Consider the following 18,934-nt stretch of genomic DNA (forward strand, 5'->3'; position numbering starts at 1 on the left):
GAGCGGGAGCGTTGCCAGTGAGTGACGGGTTCGTAGCGCTGTACATCTTCATGCTGGCGGCCATCGCCGGCCACGTGATCATTTCGCGGGTGCCGGTGATCCTGCATACCCCGCTGATGTCGGGTTCCAACTTCATCCACGGCATCGTGCTGATCGGCGCGATGGTGGTGCTGGGACACGCGCAGACGCCGCTGGAGAAAGCCCTGGGCTTCCTTGCCGTGGTGCTTGGTGCCGGCAATGCGGCCGGTGGCTATGTGGTCACCGCGCGCATGCTGGAAATGTTCAAGCCGAGCGCGCCCAAGGGTGCCAAGGACGAACCGAAGGAGCCGCAGGCTTGAACATCAGTACCGTCGAACTGCTCGACTGGCTGGTCAAGGCCAGCTACCTCGTCGCCGCCACGTTGTTCCTGCTCGGCCTGCAGCGCATGGCCTCGCCGCTGACCGCGCGCAGCGGCATCCGCTGGGCCGGGCTGGGCATGCTGCTGGCCACGGCGGCCACCTTCTTCCTGCCCGAACTGCACAACGTGCCGCTGATCCTGGTGGCGCTGCTGCTTGGCGCGGGCCTGGCCTGGTGGTCGGCAGGCAAGGTCGCCATCACTGACATGCCGCAGATGGTGGCGCTGTACAACGGCATGGGCGGTGGCTCGGCGGCGGCGATCGGCGCGGTGGAACTGCTGCGCTATGCGTTCCTGGCCAACCGCGATACCAGCCACTGGAGCGCGCAGGCGCTGGCCGACCTGGCCGCGCGCCAGCCATCGGGTACGGTGCTGCTGCTGGCGGTGGTCGGCGCGGCCATCGGCGCGGTGTCGCTGTCCGGCTCGGTGATCGCCTGGGCCAAGCTGGATGGACGCCTGGACAAACGCGTGACCTGGCCCGGCCAGCAGGTGATGAACCTGCTGGTGGCGCTGGCGGTGGTGGTGCTGGCGATCATCGCGGCCAGCACGCTCAGTACCTGGTCCATCGTCGCCTTCTTCGTGCTGGCACTTGCGCTGGGCGTGCTGATGACGCTGCCTATCGGCGGTGCCGACATGCCGGTGGTGATCTCGCTGTACAACGCGTTCACCGGCCTGGCGGTGTCCTTCGAAGGCTACGTGCTGGGTAACGAGGCGCTGATCATCGCCGGCATGATGGTCGGCGCGGCTGGCATCCTGCTAACCCGGTTGATGGCCAAGGCGATGAACCGCCCGATCCGCAACGTGCTGTTCTCCAACTTCGGCGGCACGGCCGGTGGCGAAGCGCAGGCGATCAGCGGTTCGCAGAAGCCGATCGACGCGGCCGACGTCGCTGCGATGATGGCGTTTGCCGAGCGCGTGGTGATCGTGCCCGGCTACGGCATGGCGGTGGCGCAGGCGCAGCACAAGATCTGGGAACTGGCGCAGCGGCTGGGACAGCGCGGGGTGAAGGTGAAGTTCGCGATCCACCCGGTGGCGGGGCGCATGCCCGGGCACATGAACGTGCTGCTGGCCGAAGCCGGCGTGCCCTACGACCTGATCGCCGACATGGACGACATCAACCCGGAGTTCGCCAACACCGACGTGGTGCTGGTGATCGGCGCCAACGATGTGGTCAATCCGGTCGCGCGCACCGACCCGGCCAGCCCGATCTACGGCATGCCGGTGCTGGACGTGGTCAACGCCCGCAACGTGGTGGTGATCAAGCGCGGCAAGGGCACCGGCTTTGCCGGCATCGAGAATGCGCTGTTCTACGCCGACAACACGCGCATGCTGTATGGCGACGGTGCCGAAGCGGCGGCCTCGCTGGTGAGCGAGTTGAAGGCGCTCGATGGCGGGCATTGAGATCCGGGGTCGGATCCCTTTCCGCAGGAAAGGGTTCTGACCCCATGCTTCAGGCCCTCATCCACGCATGGCGTGGATCTACCGGGCGTGGGTGCGGACCTTGGTCCGCACGCTTCTGCCGGCCAGCAGCCGGCACTACCATCCCATCCACGCATGGCGTGGATCTACCCGCGCATCACGCTAGCGCCGGGCCATGCCCGGCGGGCGTAGCAACCAGCGTGCTCAGCGCGCCAGCCAGGCACCCACGGCCACGGCCAGCGCCAGCCACAGCCATTCCATCGCGCCATTGGCCAGGGTGATCAGGGTCCAGGCCAGGTGCGGGCCCATGCGCAGGCTGGCGTCCCACAGGTCCAGCCCGATCGAGCCGCCCATCCAGGCGCTGGCGATGGTCCAGTTGGCCACGGCGGCCACCAGCAGGGTACCCACCACGACCAGGGCGATGCGCAGCCGGCCCGGGCCGAGCGTACCCATGCGCAGCATGAACACCAGTTCCAGGGCGGTCAGTACCGCCATCCAGCCGACCTGCCGGCCGGTCATCAGTGCCAGCACCATCCAGGCAAGGGGAGCAACAACCAGGCCCAGCAACAGCATGATGGGCCAGAGCCAGGTTACGGTCCTGGCACGCGCGGCATTGGAGGACATCGAAGCTCCCTGAAGATCACCCACAGGATACTGTGGTTTGCGGCGGTGCACCGGCGGTGCCGGGGCGGCTGGGCTAGAATGCCGTCTTGCGTGGCCCCGGCCACGGCCCCATATCGGTCCCCATGTATTCCCGTAGCAGCGAACCTGTCCACTTCGAACGCGATTGCGAGGCCGTGATGGTCCCGCAGGGCGATACCGTGACCCTGCCCGCCGGCAGCTATGGGTACATCACCCAGGCGCTGGGCGGCAGTTATTCGGTGTTCGTCGAGGGCAACCTGTTCCGCATCGCCGGCAAGGACGGCGACGCCATCGGCAAGGAGGCCCCGGCGCCGCTGGAACTGCCCGCCGATGCCACCGATGAACAGGTGGAACAGTTGGTGTGGCAGCAGCTGCGTACCTGCTTCGACCCGGAAATTCCGGTGAACATCGTCGAACTGGGACTGGTCTACGAGGTCGAGATCAAGCACCTGGACGAAGGCCAGCGCGAGATCGACGTGAAGATGACCCTGACCGCACCGGGCTGCGGCATGGGCGACATCCTGGTCGACGACGTGCGCAGCAAGCTTGAAATGATCCCGACGGTGGCCGAGGCCGACGTCGACCTGGTGTTCGACCCGCCGTGGAACCAGCACATGATGTCCGAGGCGGCCCGGCTCGAGACCGGCATGCTTTGACCCAGGGCCCGCAGTGACGCGGGCCCGGCACTACCCGCAACCAGAACAGGAATCCTCCGGTGTCCCAGTCCATTCCCAGCTTCGCCGTCACCCGTTCGGACCACCCGCGCAGCGCTGAAGAGCGCGCCCAGATCCTGGAGAAGCCGGGCTTCGGCCTGCACTTCACCGATCACATGGTGGAAGTGCGCTGGGACAAGGATGCCGGCTGGCACAACGCCAACGTGCGTGCCTATGGCCCGCTGCAGCTGGACCCGGCTGCGGCCGTGCTGCACTACGGCCAGGAAATCTTCGAAGGCATCAAGGCCTACCGCCACGCCGACGGTTCGATCTGGACCTTCCGCCCGGATGCCAACGGCCGTCGCCTGCAGCGTTCGGCACAGCGCCTGGCGCTGCCGGAACTGCCGGTGGAGATCTTCGTCGAATCGCTGAAGCAGCTGATCGCCGTGGACAGCGCCTGGGTGCCGTCGGCCGATGAGTCCAGCCTGTACTTCCGTCCGTTCATGATCGGCGACGAAGCCTTCCTCGGCGTGCGCGGCGCGCACAAGGCCGGTTACTACGTCATCGCCAGCCCGGCTGGCCCGTACTTCGCCAAGGGCGTTGCCCCGGTGTCGATCTGGCTGTCCACCGAGTACGCACGTGCGGCCAAGGGCGGCACCGGCGCGGCCAAGTGCGGCGGCAACTACGCCGCCTCGCTGCTGCCGCAGCAGAAGGCGCAGGCGCAGGGCTGCTCGCAGGTGCTGTTCCTCGACCCGGTCGAAGGCAAGTACCTGGAAGAACTGGGCGGCATGAACGTGTTCCTGGTCTACAAGGACGGCACCCTGGTCACCCCGGAACTGTCGGGCAGCATCCTCGAAGGCATCACCCGCGAGAGCATCCTGCAGCTGGCCCGCGACCGTGGCATGAAGGTCGAAGAGCGCAAGGTCACCATCGATGAGTGGAAGCAGGGCGTGACCTCCGGCGATATCGCCGAAGTGTTCGCCTGCGGCACCGCTGCGGTGGTCACCCCGATCGGCCAGCTGAAGGGCGAGGGCTTCTCGGTGGGCGACATCAACGCCCCGGCCGGCGAAGTGACCATGTCGCTGCGCAAGGAACTGACCGACATCCAGTACGGCCGCCTGCCGGACCGCCACAACTGGCTGGTCAAGCTGGGCTGATCGCCCACGGCCCACTGTAGAGCCGAGCCCACGCTCGGCTGCTTTTCCGGAAAGCCCGTCCCCGTGACGGGCTTTCTGCGTTTCGGGCCTGGGGCCAGATCCCTTTTCCTGCAGAAAAGGGATCTGACCCCGGATCAGCGGACGCCGATGTCGGCAAAGTCATTCCAGGACACGTGACGACCCAGTCAGGTCTGTGCAGGACACGAGAAAGTTCCTTCACCTTCACAAACCCTCGACCCGAAAAGTCTCAGAACGAACATTTCATCTTGCTGAAAAGACGCTGAAAATCTTGTGGTGTCCGGTTTCGGCCTTTAGCGTCATCTGCACGGCGGATCGTTAGGGGGATCCGCTGACTCACCGGACTTCGAACCTCGCCAATGCAAGCCAGCCCACGGTTCGGGCCGGTGCTTCTGCCGATTCCGGCATTCACACCACAAGAAAGGGAAATACGATGTCCCAGGTAACGCAACCGCGTGTGCGTCGAGTGTGGGTGGTCCTTGGTGCGTCCGTTCTGTCATCGCTGCTGCTGGCCACGCCTGCGCTGGCCGGTGATGTCCAGCTCAGCGGCCTGCAGTCCGCGCCGACGCACCAGCGTTTCATCGTGAAGTACCGCGACGGCAGCGCCGCCGTGGCCAACACCACTGCGCTGGCTTCGTCGCTGAAGACGGCCGCCGCTGGCCTGGCCAGCAGCCAGGGCCGCGCGCTGGGCCTGCAGGAGGTCCGCAAGCTGGCCGTCGGCCCGACCCTGGTCAAGACCGACCGTCCGCTCGACCAGGCCGAATCCGAACTGCTGATGCGCAAGCTGGCCGCCGACCCGAACGTGGAATACGTCGAAGTCGACCAGATCATGCGCGCGACGCTGACCCCGAACGACACCCGCTTCAGCGAGCAGTGGGGCTTCGGTACGTCCAACGCGGGCATCAACATCCAGCCGGCCTGGGACAAGTCGACCGGCACCGGCGTGGTCGTGGCGGTGATCGACACCGGCATCACCAACCATCCTGACCTCAACGCCAACATCCTGCCCGGCTACGACTTCATCAGCGACGCAGCGATGGCGCGCGATGGTGGCGGCCGCGACAACAACCCGAACGATGAAGGCGACTGGTACGGCGCCAACGAGTGTGGCTCGGGCATCCCGGCCTCCAACTCCAGCTGGCACGGCACCCACGTCGCCGGCACCGTGGCGGCGGTGACCAACAACGCCAGCGGCGTGGCTGGCACCGCGTTCAACGCCAAGGTCGTGCCGGTGCGCGTGCTCGGCAAGTGCGGCGGTTACACCTCCGACATCGCTGACGCGATCGTGTGGGCGTCCGGTGGCACCGTCAGTGGCGTGCCGGCCAATGCCAATCCGGCCGAGGTCATCAACCTCTCGCTGGGCGGTGGCGGCAGCTGCTCGACCACCTACCAGAATGCGATCAACGGCGCGGTCGGCCGTGGCACCACCGTAGTGGTCGCCGCCGGCAACAGCAATGCCAACGTGTCCAGCTCGGTGCCGGCCAACTGCCCGAACGTGATCGCGGTGGCGGCGACCACCTCGGCCGGTGCACGTGCCAGCTTCTCCAACTACGGCACCGGCATCGACATCTCGGCACCGGGCCAGAGCATCCTGTCCACCCTCAACACCGGCACCACCACGCCGGGCAGCGCGACCTACGCGTCGTACAACGGCACCTCGATGGCGGCGCCGCACGTGGCCGGCGTGGTCGCGCTGATGCAGTCGGTCGCTCCGAGCCCGCTGAGCCCGGCGCAGGTCGAGAGCATCATCAAGAGCACCGCACGTCCGCTGCCGGGCGCCTGCTCGGGTGGTTGCGGCGCCGGCATCATCGACGCCAACGCGGCCGTGGCTGCGGCGATCAACGGTGGCGGCAACCCGAACCCGGGTGGCAACGTGCTGCAGAACAACGTGCCGGTGACCGGCCTCGGCGCTGCGACCGGTGCCGAGCTGAACTACACCGTCGCGGTTCCGGCCGGCAGCACCCAGCTGCGCGTGGCGATCAGTGGCGGCAGCGGTGATGCCGACCTGTATGTGCGCCAGGGCAGTGCCCCGACTGATACCACCTACACCTGCCGTCCGTACCTGAGCGGCAACAGCGAGACCTGCACCATCAACAGTCCTGCTGCCGGCACCTGGTATGTGCGGGTGAAAGCGTACAGCACCTTCTCGGGCCTGACCCTCAACGCCCAGTACTGAGCCCAAGCCCCTCTCCATGGGCACGCCCCGGCTTAGGCCGGGGCGTTTCTGCTTTGGTGGGTGCCGACCTTGGTCGGCACGCGGTTCCTCAAGCCATGGTGGGGGCCGACCTTGGTCGGCACGCCGTTCCTCAGACCGACTCGAAGCGGTTCGCGGCCACGTTCTTGCGCACGTGCTGCGGGTCGAAGATCCGGCCGTTCATCGCGATGTACACGCCGCTCGGCAGCGACTGCACCGCACCGATCGCGCAGCCGATGTTGAACTCGGCATCCGAACCACGGAAGCGCGCCGGGCTGAGCGCGCCGGTCATCACGATGGTCTTGTCCGGGATCGTGGCCAGCACCTTGCCGGTCTGCACCATCGAATCGGTGCCGTGGGTCACCAGCACGTGGCGGGTCGGCTGAGCGGCGATGGTGGCGCGGATCAGTTCGCGGTCTTCATCGTTGATGTGCAGCGAATCCTTGCGCAGGATCGGAATCACGTTGAAGCGGAACGTCACGCCCAACTCACGCAGGATCATGCCGATCTGGGGGTCGCCGATCTGGTAGTCCGACTTGTCGTCGAAGTAGATCTTGTCGATCGTGCCACCGGTGGTGACGACCAGGAGCTCTTCCATCATGTGCATGCGCGAAACCAGGACAGGTACAGCGGCGCGGGGCCAGGAACACAGATGATACGGCCCGGCGGGCGCAGCGTCAGCGTCGCTTGCCGAAGCGGGCGCGCAGCCCTGGCAGGCTGGCGCTGAAGATCACCAGCAGCGCCAGCGCGATCTCGATCAACGCCAGCCAGCGCGTTTCCGGGTGGCTCCAGGCGCTCATCACGCCGTGGCTGAACCAGCCCAGCGCCAGCACCGAGGCCCAGAAACCGGCCTTGCGCCAGCCCAGGCGCAGCGCAAAGGCCAGCGCCAGCGGCGGCGCGGTGAACACCAGCTGGGTGGCCAGCCAGTGCTTGTCATTGATGAACCAGCCTGCGAACAGCGCAGCCAGCCCCATCAGGGCCAACAGCAGGACCGTGCGCGGCGGCCGGTTCATCGGGCCAACCGCTGCGCGATGTCGGCCACCCGGCGGCCCAGCGCCCGCGCCAGCACGGCCTCGTCGTCGGTGGGCTGCGGGTCGTCGGCGGCACCGGCCACGTGGCTGGCGCCATAGGGCGTGCCGCCACTGGTGGTGTGGCTCAGCGCCGGTTCGGTGAACGGGATGCCGACGATCACGCAGCCATGGTGCAGCAGCGGCACCTGCATCGACAGCAGGGTCGATTCCTGTCCGCCGTGCATCGAGGCGGTGGAGGTGAACACGCCGGCCGGCTTGCCCGAGAGGGTGCCGTTGACCCATTCGGCGCCCAGCCCATCCAGGAAGTGCTTGACCGGGGCGGCCATGTTGCCGAAGCGGGTGGGGCTGCCGAGCAGCAGGCCCTGGCACTCGACCAGGTCCTGCACGCTCACATAGGGGGCGCCATCGTCGGGTACAGGCGGCTGCGCGGTCTGGGTCACCGCGGCTACCGGCGGCACCGTGCGCAGGCGCGCGCTCATGCCCGGCACTTCGCCGATGCCCCGCGCGATCTGGCGCGCCAGCCGTGCCACCGAACCGCCCCGGCTGTAGTACAGCACCAGAATCTCGCCCATCGTGCCCGCTTCTCCTCGTCGTGTGGCCACCAGTATGGCTATCCTGCCAGCATTCCGCATCGGGTACCCTTCCACCGATGGAACCTTTGGATACGCTCAACCTGTGGATGGAGCGCGCGCGGGATCGCGCACGGGCCATCAGTTTCGGCCGCTTCCTGTGGCATCGCTTCCTCGACGACCGCCTGTTCCAGGCAGCGGCGGCGCTGGCGTACACCACGGTGTTCGCACTGGTGCCGCTGGCCATCGTGGTGTTCGGCGTGCTCTCGGCCTTCCCCGTCTTCGACCGCTGGAGCGACCAGCTCAGCGATTACGTCTTCTCCAACTTCGTGCCCAACGCCGCGCGCGCGGCCGAGGGCTACCTGCGGCAGTTCTCGGCCAGCGCCGGCCAGCTCACCGCCGCCGGCTTCATCGCGCTGGTGGTGTCACTGCTGATCACCCTCAACAGTGTTGAAGAGACCTTCAACCAGATCTGGCGGGTCGGTTCGACCCGGCCCAAGCTGACCCGTTTCCTGGTCTACTGGACCGTACTGACGCTGGGCGCGATGCTCGCGGCCGCTTCGCTGGCGGTGTCGGCGCGGGTGTTCGCGATGCCGCTGTTCGGCACCCAGGAGGGCCGCTGGCTGGCCGAACTGGCGCTGCGGCTGGCGCCGATCCTGATCGAGTTCGTCTGCATCACGCTGATGTTCCGGGTGGTGCCGCATCACACGGTGAAGTGGCGGCATGCAGTGCCCGGCGCGATCCTGGCGGCGGTGATCCTGGAACTGGTGAAATGGGGCATCGGCGCCTACCTGGGCAGCTTCCAGTCCTATCAGAAACTCTATGGCACGGTGGCGTTCGTGCCGATCCTGCTGCTGTGGATCTACCTGTGCTGGGTGGCGGTGCTGCTGGGCGCATCGCTGTCCTCGTCGATGGCGGCCTTCCGCTACCAGCCGGTGGAACTGCGCCTGCCGCAGGGCTACGAGTTCTATGGCCTGCTGCGCCTGCTGGGCCGCTTCCACCATGCACGTGCCAAGGGCAAGGGCCTGGCTGACGATGAAATCCTGCGGCTGGAGCCGATGCTGACCGATTCGCTGCTGCAGGACCTGGCCTGCAACCTGCAGGAGATCGGCCTGCTGCGCCGCGACGAGCGCGGCGAGTGGTTGCTGTCGCGCGACCTGGACCAGGTCAGCCTGGCCGATCTGTACGAATGCACCCAGCTGCGCATCCCGGTGGCCGAGCAGCATCTGCCGTACCGGGACGACAGCCTGGGTCGCGCCGCACTGGCGGCACTGGACGACCTGCGACTGCCCCTGCGCGAACGCCTCAAGCGCAAGGTCAGCGATATCTACACCGAATCTGGAGACATGCCATGACCCGCAAGACCCCGTTGCTGCTGCTCCCGCTGGCCCTCCTGTTGGCGCTGGCAGCCTGCAAGCCGGCGCAGGAGCCGACCCCGGCCAGCAGCCAGCCGCCGGCGCAGGCACCGACACCGAGCACGCCGGCACCGGTCGAGGAGACCCCGGCCGAACGCACCACCGCCGAGTTCCCGACGCTGAAGATGAAGGCGGTTGATGGCAGCGACTACGACCTGGCCGCGCACCGTGGCAAGTGGGTGGTGGTGAATTTCTGGGCGACGTGGTGTGCCCCGTGCCGCAAGGAAATGCCGGAGTTGTCGGCGCTGCATGCGATGCGCAGCAACATTGAAGTGGTCGGCCTGGCGTATGAGGACATCGAAGCGCCGGAGATGCAGGCATTCCTGACCAAGCATCCGGTGACCTATCCGATCGTGATCGTCGACCCGTTCGATCCGCCGGCCGATTTCGCCACGCCGCGTGGCCTGCCGTTGACGCATCTCATCGATCCGCAGGGCAAGTTGGCGCACAGCTTCCTCGGACCGGTGACCGCCGCGGATATCGAAAAGCAGATCGCTGCTGCCAAGTAGGGGGTTGGTCGGCAGGGCCTGCGGCCCTGCACCCGCGGTAGTGCCGGCCGCTGGCCGGCAACCCCAGCAACGGCAACAGCAACAGCAACAGCCCAAGCGGGTTTCCTGTGGGTAGGCGGGGTGGGTCCGGTTGCGGGGGCCGCTGCAAGTACGTCCCTGTAAGCTCGGTCGCCGCATCCATGCGGCTCACGCCCCCGCAACCGGACCCACCCCGCCTTCGACAGATCTCCGCGATCTGTCGGAATGGCATGGCCTGCTCCTGGTGGGTGTCGACCTTGGTCGACACGGTAGATCCACGCCATGCGTGGATGCTCTTCGTTCCATTGTCGAAATATTCGATTTCAATGGAGATTCATCCACGCATGGCGTGGATCTACCAGATCGCCGGAATCTGTCAGAGGTGGGGCGGTATCGGAGTGCGGGGTGTCCGCGGCATGGATGCCGCGGCCAAGCCCCCATGGACGGGTTTACGGCGTCCCCGCACTCCGATACCGCCCCGCCACCCCACGGGATACCCGCTGTTGCTGTTGCTTCGGCCGTTGCTCGAAGGCCGCTGCAGGTGCAGGGCCGCAGGCCCTGCCGAACAAACCCTATTCCTCTACCGGGAAATCCTCGATCGGCTTCAGCACGTCGTAGTGCTCGCGATGCAGCTTGCCTTTCAGCTTCGGCAGCTCCGGCAACGGCGCATCCACGCGCGTATCCGGCAGCCGGTCCAGCAGGTTGCGCACCAGCGTCAGCCGGCCCAGCCGCTGGTCGTTGAAATCCACCAGCGTCCACGGCGCCGCCTCGCGATGCGTCGCGCGCAGCATCGCCTCGCGGGCCTCGGTGTAGGCGCTGTACTTGCTGCGTGATTTCAGGTCCACCGGAGAGAGCTTCCAGCCCTTCAGCGGGTCGATATGACGCTCGGCGAAGCGCTTCTCCTGCTGCTCCTGGTCAACGCACAGCCAGTACTTGAACAGCAGGATGCCGTCGTCCACCAACAGCTGCTCGAACACCGGCGCCTGGCGCAGGAACTGCTGGTACTCGGTCTCGCTGCAATAGCCCATCACCCGTTCCACGCCGGCGCGGTTGTACCAGCTGCGGTCCATCAGCACGATCTCGCCGGCGGCCGGCAGGTGCGAGGCGTAGCGCTGGAAATACCACTGCGTGGCTTCACGGTCGGTGGGCTTGGGCAAGGCCACCACCCGGCACTGCCGAGGGTTGAGGTGCTGGCTGATGGCCTGGATCGCGCCGCCTTTGCCCGCCGTGTCGCGCCCTTCGAACAGCACCAGCAGGCGTTGCCCGCTGTGCTGCACCCAGCGCGCCATCGCCGTCAGTTCCAGCTGCAGTGGCAGCAGCAGGTCGTCGTACTCCTTGCGCTTGAGCTTGGCCATCGTCACACCACGCGGGAAGGAAGCCCGAGCGTAGCGCAGGTGGCGCTCAAACGATGTCGATGCCGGGTAGAGTCGACTGTCAGTCGACTATCGCGCGAAGCGCGGGGGTTTGCGTTCTGCGCCTAGGGCAGTCGACTAACAGTCGAATCTACCCAGTCGACGTCATCCAGTCGACGTCATCCAATCGGCGTTACCCAGTCGACGCCATCCAATCGAAGTTACCCCGTCGGTTCTACTGTACCCACCCAGCCGTGCTCACGCGCCAGCTGCTGCAGCAACGCCGACAGATCGCGGGCAAACCCGCCCATGTCGAACAGCCCGCTGCGCTCGCGTGCCTGCACCAGCTCAGCGCGCAACGCGGCCAGCGCCGCTGGGTCGTTGCCCAGTGCGCTGGCAGTGGCGATGAACGCGGCATCGTCGGCGACGTTCAGCCGGGCCAGGCCGAGGTGATGGTTGAGGCTGCCGGCCACGCGCGCGGCGAAGGTGTCACCCGGGCAGGTCAGCACCGGGCAGCCGGCCCACAGCGCATCGGAGGCGGTGGTGTGGGCGTTGTACGGATGCGTGTCCAGGAACAGGCCGGCCAGCTGATAGCGCGCCAGGTACTGCGGATGCGGCAGCTTGGCCATGAACACCAGGCGCGCCGGGTCCAGGCCCGCGGCCTGTGCGGCGGCACGCAGGCGCGCATCGGCCTGGCCGGGCCCGGACAGCAGCCACAGCACGCTGCCGGGCACCGCATGCAGCACTGCGAAGGCACGGCCCATGCTGCGCGGATTGAGCTTGTAGCTGTTGTTGAAGCAGCAGAACACCACGCCCTGCTCGGGCAGACCGCAGTCGGCACGGGGCGGCGCAGGCTCCAGCACACGCGTGTTGTCCGATGGCTGGAAGGCGCGCGGCAGGCGCAGCACGTGTTCGCTGTAGTGCGGCTCCAGTGCCGGCGGCAGGGCGAAGGCATCGCCGACCACCGCGTCCATCCACGGCGCCCCCGACGTGCCTGGATAGGCCAGCCAGTTCAGCTGCAGCGGGGCAGGGCGCATCGCCAGCACTTCCGGCGCGCCGCCACCGCCCCAGCCGCGCAGGTCGAACAGCAGGTCGATGCCCTGGGCGCGGATGCGTGCGGCGGTATCGGCATGGCGCAGGCCGGCCACATCATGCAGCTGCGCCGCTGCCTGCAGGCGCTGGCGGATGCGGCTGCCGTCGTCGCGGTTCAGTGCGAACAGATGCAGTTGCAGTGCGGGGTCGTGACGCAGCTGCTCGAACAGTGCCACGGTCAGCAATCCGGTTGGATGTGCGCCGAAGCCATTGGAAAGGAAACCGACGCGCAGCGCGCCGCGCGGGCGCACCGTTGCCGGTGGCAATGGCCGCACCGAGGCAGCCACGGCCAGCGCACGGGTGCGCGCGCAGGCCAGCTGTTCGGCAGCGCTGGCGTCCTCGCTGAGGAAGGCGAACGGTTCGACCACGCCCTGGCCGCTGGCAACGGCGGCGCGCACCTGTGCAGCCAGCGTATCCACGTCCTGCCAATCGCACAGGCGACGCTGCCAGGCCAGGCGCTGGGCGGCGATGTACGGTTCGGCCGGCATCAGCCCATGTGCGCGTCGATAGGCCGCCGACGCGCCTTCGGCATCATCGGCATCTTCCAGTGCGTGGCCCAGCCACAGCGCAATGCCGGGATGCTGCGGTGCCAGCGCCGAGGCCTGGCCGAGCAGCTTGGCCGCGTCGCCATGTGCACCGGCCATCCACGCCACGCGGCCCAGCCGTGCCAGCGCTTCGGGGTGGTTCGGGCGCAGCTGCAGGGCACGTCGCGCGGCCTGTTCGCCGGCAGCGATGTCGCCGGCTTCCAGTTCCACGTCGGCCAGCATCACCCAGGCGACGAAGTCGTCGGGCTGGCGGGCGATCGCTTGCTGCAGTTGCTGTCGCTGCTGCCAGGCCGACATCGTGCTCAGCCCGCCGACAGCTGGGCCAGGGCGTCGACCTGGTGTTCGTGGCTGAGCCGCTGCAGCAGCGGGTCGAGGTCGCCGGCCAGGATGTTGGGCAGGTCGTACAGGGTCAGGCCTTCCACACGGTGATCGGTGATGCGCCCCTGTGGGAAGTTGTAGGTGCGGATGCGCTGGCTGCGGTCGCCACTGCCTACCTGCAGGCGCCTCGACTCAGCCTGGGCGGCGTCCTGGCGCTGGCGCTCGGCGTCGAGCAGCTGCGCTTTCAGGCGCTTCATCGCCTTGTCGCGGTTGGCGTGCTGGCTGCGTTCGGTCTGGCATTCCACCACCACGCCGGTCGGTACGTGAGTGATGCGGATCGCCGATTCGGTCTTGTTGACGTGCTGGCCGCCGGCGCCGGAGGAGCGGAAGGTATCCACCTTCAGGTCGGCCGGGTTGATGACGATGTCATCGACTTCGTCGGCTTCCGGGATGATCGCCACGGTTGCGGCCGAGGTATGGATGCGGCCCTGCGATTCGGTGGCCGGCACGCGCTGCACGCGGTGCGTGCCGGATTCGAACTTCAGGCGCGAGAACGCGCCCCGGCCGACCACGCGTGCCACCACTTCCTTGTAGCCGCCGTGCTCGCCGGGATTGTCCGATTCGATCTCGACCTTCCAGCCCTGGCGCTCGGCATAGCGGGCGTACATGCGGAACAGGTCGCCGGCGAAGATCGCCGCCTCATCGCCACCGGTGCCGGCGCGCACTTCCAGGAACAGGTTGCCTTCATCGCGCGGGTCGCGCGGTACCAGCAGCAGCGCCAGTTCCTGCTCCAGTTCCAGCAGGCGCGCCTGCGCGGCGGCGATTTCCTCGTCGGCCAGTTCGCGCAGGTCGGGATCAGCGCGCATGCCTTCGGCGGCGGCCAGGTCGGACTTGGCACGCGCTTCATCGGCGAGTGCAGCAGCGACCGGTTCAAGTTGGGCGAATTCGCGCGAAAGGTCGCGGAAACGAGTGTTGTCGGCGACCACGTCGGGTTCGGCGAGCAGGCGTTCCAGTTCTTCGCGGCGCTCGGCCAGCGCTTCCAGCTTACGGCGCAGGGTCGGCGTCATCGGGTCTCACGGGTGGGTGGCGGTAACCCGGCGTGGCCGGGAACAGGCGCTCGGCGGCGCGGGTCAGGTCGGCATCGCCGCTCAGTGCCGCAGCGCGCAGGGCAGCGGTAGGAGGATGCAGCAATCGATTGGTCAGGCCGTGCGCCAGCAGTTCCAGCACTTCGTCGGCCGGCTTGCCATTGGCCAGCTGCTGGCGCGCGCGTTCCAGCAGTTCAGTGCGGGTGGCCTCGCCGAACGCACGCAGCTGTCGCAGCGGCGCCTGGTGGGCGCTGGCCTGCTGGGTCTCGACGAAGCGCGATACCTGAAGGTCGATGATCGCCTCGGCCTCGGCGGCTGCCTCGCGGCGTCCACGGCGGTTGTCTTCCACCGCGCGCTCCAGGTCGTCGACGGTGTAGAGGAAGGCGTCGTTGAGCGTGCCGACCTCCGCCTCGATGTCACGTGGCACGGCCAGGTCGAACAGCAGCATCGGTTTGTGCCGGCGTGCGCGCAGGGCCTTGGCCACCATCTCGCGATGGATCACCGGTTCGCGCGCGGCGGTGGCCGAGAACACCACGTCGGCCTCGCCGAGGTGGCGGTCCAGTTCGCTGAGCGGCAGTGCCACGCCGCCGTGGCGGCTGGCCAGCTCCTGCGCATGGGCGAGGGTGCGGTTGGCGATCAGCAATCGCCGCACCTTGCCCTCACTCAGGTGGCGTGCAGCCAGCTCGATGGTCTCGCCCGCGCCGACCAGCAGCACGGTGGAATCGTCCAGGCGCGCGAAGGCGTTCTGCGCCAGGCGCACTGCGGCCGAGGCGACCGACACCGGATTGGCGCCGACCTGGGTGTCGGTGCGCGCACGCTTGGCGACCGAGAAGGTCTGCTGGAACAGGCGGTCCAGCCGCTGGCCGAGCAGGCCGTGGTCACGCGCGGTCGACCACGCATCCTTCACCTGGCCAAGGATCTGTGGTTCGCCCAGCACCATCGAATCCAGCCCGGTGGCGACCCGGAACAGGTGGCGTACCGCTTCTGCATCGGCATGCTGGTACAGGTAGCCCTGCAGGTCACCGGCCTGGGCATGCAGCCACTGGTCCAGTGCCTGCGCCGAATCGGCCACGGCGTACAGTTCGGTGCGGTTGCAGGTCGACAGCAGCACCGCCTCGGCGATCTGCGGGGTATCGCGCAGCGAACCGAGCGCGCGCGGCAACGCCTCACCGGCGAAGGCCGCGCGCTCGCGCAGCTCCACCGGTGCGGTCTGGTGATTCAGTCCGAGCACCCACAGGGTCATTGTTCAGTTGCTTGCGATAAGCTGCTGGCCATTGGACGACATTTTAAGGCCCCGATGCCGACGATGCCCGCATTGATTCGCATCCCCAGTGTTCTGCTGCTGTCCCTGGCCTGTGCCCAGGCCCTGGCAGCGGTGCCGGCCAAGGCCCCCGTACGGGCCCCGGCCACGGAGGAACTGGCGCTGGAACCGGTGATGGCCGGTGAATTCGCCCTGCAGGCCGGCAAGCTGGCCGAGGCCGCCCGCTGGTACCTGCAGGCGGCCCAGCAGACCGACGGCGACGCCGGCCTGGCCGAACGTGCCACCCGCATTTCCATGCTGGCCAACGATGATGCCAGTGCCGCCAAGGGCCTGGCCCTGTGGCAGCAGCGCGCGCCCAGTTCGTTGACCATGCGCAGTGCCGCTGCCGCGCTGGCCATGCGCCAGGGTGATGTGAAGGCCGCGCTTGGCGATCTGCAGGCGTTGCTGGCCGACCCCGACGAGCGCGGCTGGAAGTTCGCCCTGGCCGCCCTGATCGGCGGTGGCCGCGACCCGGCGGTGCCGGCGCAGGTGCTGGGCGAGCTGGTCGACGCCAACGCCATTCCGCCGAAGATCGAGGCCTGGCAGGAGTTCGGTCGCCTTGCCCTGCGCATGGACAAGCCCGACCTGGCGCGGCGCATGATCGATGAAGTGGTCAAGCGCTTCCCCGAAGAGCCGCGCGTGGCGCTGCTGCGTGCCAGCCAGCTGCAGCAGGCCGGAGAGACCGGCAAGGCGTTGTCGCTGCTGCACGATGTGGAGCCGAAAACCCGACAGGACCCGGAACTGCGCAATGCAGTGGCCATTGCCTACGACAGTCTCGGCCAGCCGTCCGCAGCCGAGCGCGTACTGGCCTTCGGCCCGCAGGACGTGCAGACCTGGGGCATGCGCGCTTCGCTGCTGGCCAAGCAGGGCGACAAGGCCGCGCTCTCCAATCTCTACAACGAACTTTCACGACAGGCGGCCAAGCCGGACCCGGCGCAGCGCCTGCTGCTGGGCAAGATCGCCGAATACCTCAAGCGTTACCCCGAGGCCGTGCAGTGGTACCACAGCGTGCCCGGTGGCGATGAACTGAGCGAGGCACGCCTGCGCGCGGCCAATGCGCAGGCCCTGGCCGGGCGCCTGCCGCAGGCATTGGATGAAGTGCACGCGATCCAGTCCGATGCGGTGGTCGACGACGACGTGCGTCGCGACGCCTACCTGCTGGAAGCCGAACTGCGCCAGCGCGCCGACGACAGTGCCGGGGAGCTGGACGCGCTGGCCCGGGGCCTGGCCGCCTACCCGGATGACAATGGCCTGCTCTACGCCCGTGCCCTCACCTGGGAACGCCGCGACGACATTCCGCGTGCCGAGGCCGACCTGCGCAAGATCCTGGTGACCGACCCGGAAAACGTGCCGGCGCTGAACGCGCTGGGCTATACCCTGGCCGACCGTACTGGCCGCCTGCAGGAAGCGCTGGAACTGATCGACCGCGCGCGCGTGGCCGAGCCGGACAACGCCGCCATCGTCGACAGCTATGGCTGGGTGCTGTATCGCCTGGGGCGCAAGGAAGAAGCGCTGGTGCAGCTGCGCCGTGCCTGGACCCTGGCCAAGGACCCGGAGATCGCCGCACATGTGGGCGAAGTACTGTGGGTGCTGGGCAAGCATGACGAGGCGCGCCACTTCTTCGAGGAAGCGGCCAAGCTCGATCCCGAAAACCGCGCGCTGCTGCGCGCCCGCGAGAAATTCAATCCATGAGTGTTTCGATGATCCGGCCGCTGCTGCTGGTGGCCGTGACCCTGGCGGTCAGCGCCTGTACCACCGTGGGCACGCAGAAGACCCCGCCACCGGCGGTGGTCGAGACCGTTTCCGCCGAAGCCGCGCAGGCCGAGGTCGCGCGCGTGGCCGCGCTGCACGCGCAGCCGGACTGGGCGTTCCAGGGCCGGGTCGCGGTCAGCAAGGGCAAGGACGCCGGCAGCGGCCGCATTGACTGGAAGCAGGAAGGCCGGCGCTATGTGGTCGAGCTGAGCGCGCCGGTGACCCGGCAGAGCTGGAAGCTGATCGGCGATACCCATTACGAAGCCGGTCGGCTGGAAGGGCTGCCGGGCGGTCCGCGGGACGGTGAGGACGCACAGGACCTGCTGCTGGAGGCCACCGGCTGGGATGTGCCGGTGAACCAGTTGCCGGACTGGGTGCGCGGCCTGGTGGCCGGCGACTCCGGCGCCCCCGACAAGGTCGAGCGCGATGCCGATGGGCGCCCGCGCCGCATCCAGCAGATGGGCTGGACCGTGCAGTACCTGGACTGGTACCCGGCCGAGGGCGAGCGCCCGGCGCTGCCGCGCCGCATCGAGGCCAGCAGCGAGGACGCCAAGGTGCGCCTGCTGGTGGACCAGTGGGGGCAGGGCACCCCATGAATGGCGCAGGCGACGACGCGGGCTGGTCCTGGTGGCCGGCCCCGGCCAAGCTGAACCTGTTCCTGCACATCACCGGCCGCCGTGCCGATGGCTACCACGAGCTGCAGACCGTGTTCCGCCTGCTGGACTGGGGTGACCGCATCGGCCTGCGCCTGCGTGAAGACGGCCTGGTGCGCCGGCAGGGGGATGGCCTGGCAGGCGTGGCCGAGGCCGACGATCTGGCGGTGCGCGCAGCGAAGCTGCTGAAAGAGGTCGCCAATATCGCGCAAGGCGTAGATATCGTCGTCGAAAAGAACGTTTCTGCAGGTGGTGGCTTTGGCGGTGGTTCCTCCGATGCGGCCACCGTACTGGTGGTGCTGAACCGGCTCTGGCGGGCCGGTCTGGACGAGGATGCGCTGGCCGCGCTGGGCCTGCGCCTGGGCGCTGACGTGCCGGTGTTCGTGCGCGGCCGCAATGCCTGGGCCGAAGGCGTGGGCGAGCGCCTGCAGCCGATCACCCTGGCCCCGGCCTGGTACGTGGTGGTCGAACCAGGCGTTCATGTTCCTACGCCGGCGCTGTTTGCAGACCCGGATTTGACGCGCGACAGCCCAGTTGCGAAAATAGAGGACTTCGCTTCCGGGACCCTGGTCGGGAACGCGTTCGAACCGGTGCTGCGCCGCCGCGAGCCTGCCGTAGAGGCGGCGCTTGTCGCGTTGAGCAGTATCGGGTCCGCGCGGCTGACCGGTTCGGGAAGTGGTTGTTTCGTCGAGTTCGCATCGCAGTCTGCTGCAGAGCAGGGACGGTCGAAGTTGCCGAAGGAGTTGCGGGCAAGGGTGGCAGCGGGCGTTGCGCGTTCGCCACTGCTGGATGCACTCGAGCAACACTGATTTATCAAT

General features: G+C 67.9%; 18 protein-coding genes. 10 read left to right on the forward strand and 8 right to left on the reverse strand.

What is annotated here, in order from left to right; all coding sequences use genetic code 11:
• The first annotated feature begins 17 nt into the window (after positions 1 to 17).
• Entirely contained in the window at positions 18 to 338 is a 321-nt protein-coding gene (locus AC5P88_RS18980; RefSeq protein ID WP_049428770.1) for an NAD(P) transhydrogenase subunit alpha part 2, read from the forward strand.
• Entirely contained in the window at positions 335 to 1,795 is a 1,461-nt protein-coding gene (locus AC5P88_RS18985; protein ID WP_111112373.1) for an NAD(P)(+) transhydrogenase (Re/Si-specific) subunit beta, read from the forward strand. Before AC5P88_RS18980 ends, AC5P88_RS18985 begins: the two co-directional genes overlap by 4 nt.
• A gap of 222 nt (positions 1,796 to 2,017) precedes the next feature.
• Here the strand turns inward: AC5P88_RS18985 and AC5P88_RS18990 are convergent, their stop codons facing one another.
• Positions 2,018 to 2,437: a hypothetical protein gene (locus AC5P88_RS18990; RefSeq protein WP_106550885.1), complete on the reverse strand. Its 420-nt coding sequence runs from the start codon at positions 2,435 to 2,437 to the stop codon at positions 2,018 to 2,020.
• Between the two features lie 122 nt (positions 2,438 to 2,559).
• Between AC5P88_RS18990 and sufT the strand changes: the two genes are divergently transcribed.
• The 3 genes from sufT to AC5P88_RS19005 all read left to right on the forward strand — a co-directional run bounded on the left by sufT (position 2,560) and on the right by AC5P88_RS19005 (position 6,459).
• Complete coding sequence (sufT, locus tag AC5P88_RS18995; RefSeq protein ID WP_012479222.1) at positions 2,560 to 3,111, forward strand: putative Fe-S cluster assembly protein SufT; 552 nt, start codon at positions 2,560 to 2,562, stop codon at positions 3,109 to 3,111.
• Between the two features lie 59 nt (positions 3,112 to 3,170).
• Positions 3,171 to 4,265 (forward strand): branched-chain amino acid aminotransferase, encoded by a 1,095-nt coding sequence (locus AC5P88_RS19000; RefSeq protein ID WP_049428774.1) that lies wholly within the window; start codon positions 3,171 to 3,173, stop codon positions 4,263 to 4,265.
• A 451-nt stretch (positions 4,266 to 4,716) separates the two neighbouring features.
• Positions 4,717 to 6,459 (forward strand): S8 family peptidase, encoded by a 1,743-nt coding sequence (locus tag AC5P88_RS19005; RefSeq protein WP_106550886.1) that lies wholly within the window; start codon positions 4,717 to 4,719, stop codon positions 6,457 to 6,459.
• A gap of 130 nt (positions 6,460 to 6,589) precedes the next feature.
• On the opposite strand, the gene AC5P88_RS19010 is transcribed toward AC5P88_RS19005, so the two are convergent.
• The 3 genes from AC5P88_RS19010 to wrbA all read right to left on the reverse strand — a co-directional run bounded on the left by AC5P88_RS19010 (position 6,590) and on the right by wrbA (position 8,080).
• The gene (locus AC5P88_RS19010) at positions 6,590 to 7,075 is read right to left on the reverse strand and encodes an asparaginase domain-containing protein (RefSeq protein ID WP_010481766.1); all 486 of its coding nucleotides are present in this window, start codon (positions 7,073 to 7,075) and stop codon (positions 6,590 to 6,592) included.
• A gap of 79 nt (positions 7,076 to 7,154) precedes the next feature.
• Positions 7,155 to 7,490 (reverse strand): DUF2069 domain-containing protein, encoded by a 336-nt coding sequence (locus AC5P88_RS19015; RefSeq protein WP_094000359.1) that lies wholly within the window; start codon positions 7,488 to 7,490, stop codon positions 7,155 to 7,157.
• Positions 7,487 to 8,080, reverse strand: coding sequence for an NAD(P)H:quinone oxidoreductase (wrbA, locus tag AC5P88_RS19020; protein WP_005408181.1), 594 nt, complete (start codon positions 8,078 to 8,080; stop codon positions 7,487 to 7,489). Before wrbA ends, AC5P88_RS19015 begins: the two co-directional genes overlap by 4 nt.
• A gap of 77 nt (positions 8,081 to 8,157) precedes the next feature.
• Between wrbA and AC5P88_RS19025 the strand changes: the two genes are divergently transcribed.
• Both AC5P88_RS19025 and AC5P88_RS19030 read left to right on the forward strand, forming a co-directional pair.
• Positions 8,158 to 9,432, forward strand: coding sequence for a YihY family inner membrane protein (locus AC5P88_RS19025; protein WP_049428781.1), 1,275 nt, complete (start codon positions 8,158 to 8,160; stop codon positions 9,430 to 9,432).
• Positions 9,429 to 10,001, forward strand: a complete 573-nt coding sequence (locus AC5P88_RS19030) for a TlpA family protein disulfide reductase (protein WP_106550888.1) — start codon at positions 9,429 to 9,431, stop codon at positions 9,999 to 10,001. Before AC5P88_RS19025 ends, AC5P88_RS19030 begins: the two co-directional genes overlap by 4 nt.
• A 590-nt stretch (positions 10,002 to 10,591) precedes the next feature.
• Here AC5P88_RS19030 and ppk2 read toward each other — a convergent pair.
• The 4 genes from ppk2 to hemA form a co-directional block, all read right to left on the reverse strand.
• Positions 10,592 to 11,374 (reverse strand): polyphosphate kinase 2, encoded by a 783-nt coding sequence (ppk2, locus tag AC5P88_RS19035; protein ID WP_106550852.1) that lies wholly within the window; start codon positions 11,372 to 11,374, stop codon positions 10,592 to 10,594.
• A gap of 218 nt (positions 11,375 to 11,592) precedes the next feature.
• Positions 11,593 to 13,305, reverse strand: coding sequence for an O-linked N-acetylglucosamine transferase, SPINDLY family protein (locus tag AC5P88_RS19040; protein WP_495225768.1), 1,713 nt, complete (start codon positions 13,303 to 13,305; stop codon positions 11,593 to 11,595).
• 5 nt (positions 13,306 to 13,310) lie between these two features.
• The gene (prfA, locus tag AC5P88_RS19045; RefSeq protein ID WP_106550854.1) at positions 13,311 to 14,393 is read right to left on the reverse strand and encodes a peptide chain release factor 1; all 1,083 of its coding nucleotides are present in this window, start codon (positions 14,391 to 14,393) and stop codon (positions 13,311 to 13,313) included.
• Entirely contained in the window at positions 14,371 to 15,654 is a 1,284-nt protein-coding gene (hemA, locus tag AC5P88_RS19050) for a glutamyl-tRNA reductase (RefSeq protein WP_495225769.1), read from the reverse strand. Before hemA ends, prfA begins: the two co-directional genes overlap by 23 nt.
• 63 nt (positions 15,655 to 15,717) lie before the next feature.
• Between hemA and AC5P88_RS19055 the strand changes: the two genes are divergently transcribed.
• Genes AC5P88_RS19055 through ispE form a run of 3 tightly spaced genes read left to right on the forward strand, consistent with a single transcriptional unit; the run spans position 15,718 to position 18,925 of the window.
• Complete coding sequence (locus tag AC5P88_RS19055) at positions 15,718 to 17,403, forward strand: tetratricopeptide repeat protein (RefSeq protein ID WP_181358237.1); 1,686 nt, start codon at positions 15,718 to 15,720, stop codon at positions 17,401 to 17,403.
• Complete coding sequence (gene lolB / locus AC5P88_RS19060; protein ID WP_495225770.1) at positions 17,400 to 18,059, forward strand: lipoprotein insertase outer membrane protein LolB; 660 nt, start codon at positions 17,400 to 17,402, stop codon at positions 18,057 to 18,059. Before AC5P88_RS19055 ends, lolB begins: the two co-directional genes overlap by 4 nt.
• A complete protein-coding gene (gene ispE, locus AC5P88_RS19065; RefSeq protein WP_495225771.1) occupies positions 18,056 to 18,925 on the forward strand; it encodes a 4-(cytidine 5'-diphospho)-2-C-methyl-D-erythritol kinase in 870 nt (289 codons plus the stop codon). Before lolB ends, ispE begins: the two co-directional genes overlap by 4 nt.
• Positions 18,926 to 18,934 lie beyond the last annotated feature (9 nt).

Source organism: Stenotrophomonas sp. YJH_SMC_8 (assembly GCF_059371315.1).

Bases quoted from the DNA above. Each gene is read 5' to 3' on its own strand.
- AC5P88_RS18990 (WP_106550885.1), bottom strand. From the start codon at position 2,437: ATGTCCTCCAATGCCGCGCGTGCCAGGACCGTAACCTGGCTCTGGCCC.
- sufT (WP_012479222.1), top strand. From the start codon at position 2,560: ATGTATTCCCGTAGCAGCGAACCTGTCCACTTCGAACGCGATTGCGAG.
- AC5P88_RS19005 (WP_106550886.1), top strand. From the start codon at position 4,717: ATGTCCCAGGTAACGCAACCGCGTGTGCGTCGAGTGTGGGTGGTCCTT.
- AC5P88_RS19010 (WP_010481766.1), bottom strand. From the start codon at position 7,075: ATGGAAGAGCTCCTGGTCGTCACCACCGGTGGCACGATCGACAAGATC.
- AC5P88_RS19015 (WP_094000359.1), bottom strand. From the start codon at position 7,490: ATGAACCGGCCGCCGCGCACGGTCCTGCTGTTGGCCCTGATGGGGCTG.
- wrbA (WP_005408181.1), bottom strand. From the start codon at position 8,080: ATGGGCGAGATTCTGGTGCTGTACTACAGCCGGGGCGGTTCGGTGGCA.
- AC5P88_RS19025 (WP_049428781.1), top strand. From the start codon at position 8,158: ATGGAACCTTTGGATACGCTCAACCTGTGGATGGAGCGCGCGCGGGAT.
- AC5P88_RS19030 (WP_106550888.1), top strand. From the start codon at position 9,429: ATGACCCGCAAGACCCCGTTGCTGCTGCTCCCGCTGGCCCTCCTGTTG.
- ppk2 (WP_106550852.1), bottom strand. From the start codon at position 11,374: ATGGCCAAGCTCAAGCGCAAGGAGTACGACGACCTGCTGCTGCCACTG.
- AC5P88_RS19040 (WP_495225768.1), bottom strand. From the start codon at position 13,305: ATGTCGGCCTGGCAGCAGCGACAGCAACTGCAGCAAGCGATCGCCCGC.
- prfA (WP_106550854.1), bottom strand. From the start codon at position 14,393: ATGACGCCGACCCTGCGCCGTAAGCTGGAAGCGCTGGCCGAGCGCCGC.
- hemA (WP_495225769.1), bottom strand. From the start codon at position 15,654: ATGACCCTGTGGGTGCTCGGACTGAATCACCAGACCGCACCGGTGGAG.
- AC5P88_RS19055 (WP_181358237.1), top strand. From the start codon at position 15,718: ATGCCCGCATTGATTCGCATCCCCAGTGTTCTGCTGCTGTCCCTGGCC.
- lolB (WP_495225770.1), top strand. From the start codon at position 17,400: ATGAGTGTTTCGATGATCCGGCCGCTGCTGCTGGTGGCCGTGACCCTG.
- ispE (WP_495225771.1), top strand. From the start codon at position 18,056: ATGAATGGCGCAGGCGACGACGCGGGCTGGTCCTGGTGGCCGGCCCCG.